At 30.1% G+C, this 1,839-nt stretch carries 2 protein-coding genes; both read left to right on the forward strand.

Features of this window, described 5'->3' with window-relative positions; genetic code table 11:
* Positions 1-495 precede the first annotated feature (495 nt).
* Positions 496-1,557, forward strand: a complete 1,062-nt coding sequence (locus LEP1GSC059_RS01530; protein WP_020980153.1) for a M23 family metallopeptidase — start codon at positions 496-498, stop codon at positions 1,555-1,557.
* A gap of 201 nt (positions 1,558-1,758) precedes the next feature.
* Positions 1,759-1,839: transposase (locus tag LEP1GSC059_RS21020; RefSeq protein ID WP_230656043.1), on the forward strand; the 81-nt coding region annotated here is incomplete at its 3' end.

The following is a 1,839-nucleotide window of genomic DNA, read 5'->3' on the forward strand; positions in this document are numbered from 1 at the left end:
TTACTGCATGCCGAGTCACTCCCAGACGACGCGCCACTTCAGATCTTTTAATCCCTTCCCCTCGCAGCTTCAGGCCTTTTAAACGACGTTTCTCTAATCCTTTGAAATCTCGTTTCACTCCCGCTATATTACCCATTTCTACAGTCTTTTTTTATTAGATTATTTGGGTACTTCTTTTTGGTGATATATTATGCAATTGTCAGTAATGTTTTTTTGAATTAAGTAGTTCTTACATTTTTGTGAAACTAAAACGTCTTGACCTTAATAAAATTTTATGATGAATCGTTTTAAAAATCGAACCGATATATAAATCAAACTTGAATAGATTATAATTTATAAAATCCTTTTAAGAAAAGTTTAATCCAATGCAACCACCAAACAACAATTAAATTAAAAATTCGACCGGAAAATTTTTAATTTATAGGCTTTCTTTAAAAGAATTTTGTAATTTTAAATTCGAACCGTATAAATATTCTCAAAACACAAAAAGAAACGATGCAAAAACACATAAGAATTTTTTATTTTATAATTTCTATTTTATTTTTAAACTCCGAAATTATATTTTCTAAAGACAAAGAAACGAAAACTAAGAAAGAAATTCAAGTCGTTCCTAAAAAAAACAAAGAATTGAAGACCGAAAAAGAAATTCATTCCGATTCAAAAAAAGAAAAAAAGAAAAAACAAGTAAAAAAAGAAAACACTGAATTCGAGATTATCCAAAAGAAAGAATCACTTTTTTCTTTTTCAATCCAAACCAGAAAGTTTGCGCAAGGGGAATTGTTACTCCTCAAACTCATTCCAGAAAAAACAATTCTTTCTAAATTAGATAGGATTAAAATTTTTTGGGAAAAAAAAGAAATTCCTTATACAAAAAAGAATTTAGTTTTTTACGCTTGGATTCCGATCCCACCAGAGTTTAATCAAAAAAGTGGAATATTAGAAATTCATGATAAAAATCTTTTTAGAAAAAACGATTATAAGGAATACGAAATTCCTATTCATAAAACCACGTTTGCAGTCACAAAAATTTCTTCTCTTACTATGGATAAAAAATATACATCTCAGGAACTTCCTCAAGAAACTCTAGATTTTATCGCAGATTGTTCTAAAGCAAAAGCAGAAGCGTTTCGTTCTAAAACGGATTTACAAATTGCAACCAACTTTGTTTATCCGGTGACAGAAATACACTTTACGAGCCCGTTTTACAAAAGACGAATTTATAACAAAACCAAAGGTAAACCACACGGTGGGGTAGATTTTAAAGGAACACAAGGAACTCCTATTTATGCGATCAACGACGGAACTGTAATTTTATCTAGACCTATGTATTATGAAGGAAATTTCACAGTGATAGATCATGGTTTGGAAGTTTACTCTTTATACATGCATCAATCCGAATTGAATGTGAAAGTAGGAGATAAGATAAAAAAAGGGGATTTGATTGGTAAAGTAGGTTCTACTGGTATGTCAACAGGACCGCACCTTCATTTGGGCCTAAGAGTTCAAGGTGTAATGGTAAATCCTCTTTCTGTTATCGGTCAAAAATTTTTTGAATAAATATTTTTGAATATTCTAAAATTATTACACACTAAATCGAAGGATATTTCCAATGAAAAGTCGCAATTAAATACAAAATTTAAAATACTTTTCAACCAAAAAACTTCAATTACTTAGAGCTATAAAAAACTTCTTTCAAAAAGTAACCTAGTTACGTAAAAACGGACACCTTTTTCTCAGCAAATGAGGTAAAGGTGAAAAATGAATAAAAAAGGAAAATACTCTCCGGAGTTTAAAGAACAAGCAGTAAAGCGAACGCTTTCAGGATCGTTTACGATAAAA

It is taken from the genome of Leptospira noguchii serovar Panama str. CZ214 (assembly GCF_000306255.2).
Taxonomy (GTDB): Bacteria; Spirochaetota; Leptospiria; order Leptospirales; family Leptospiraceae; genus Leptospira; species Leptospira noguchii.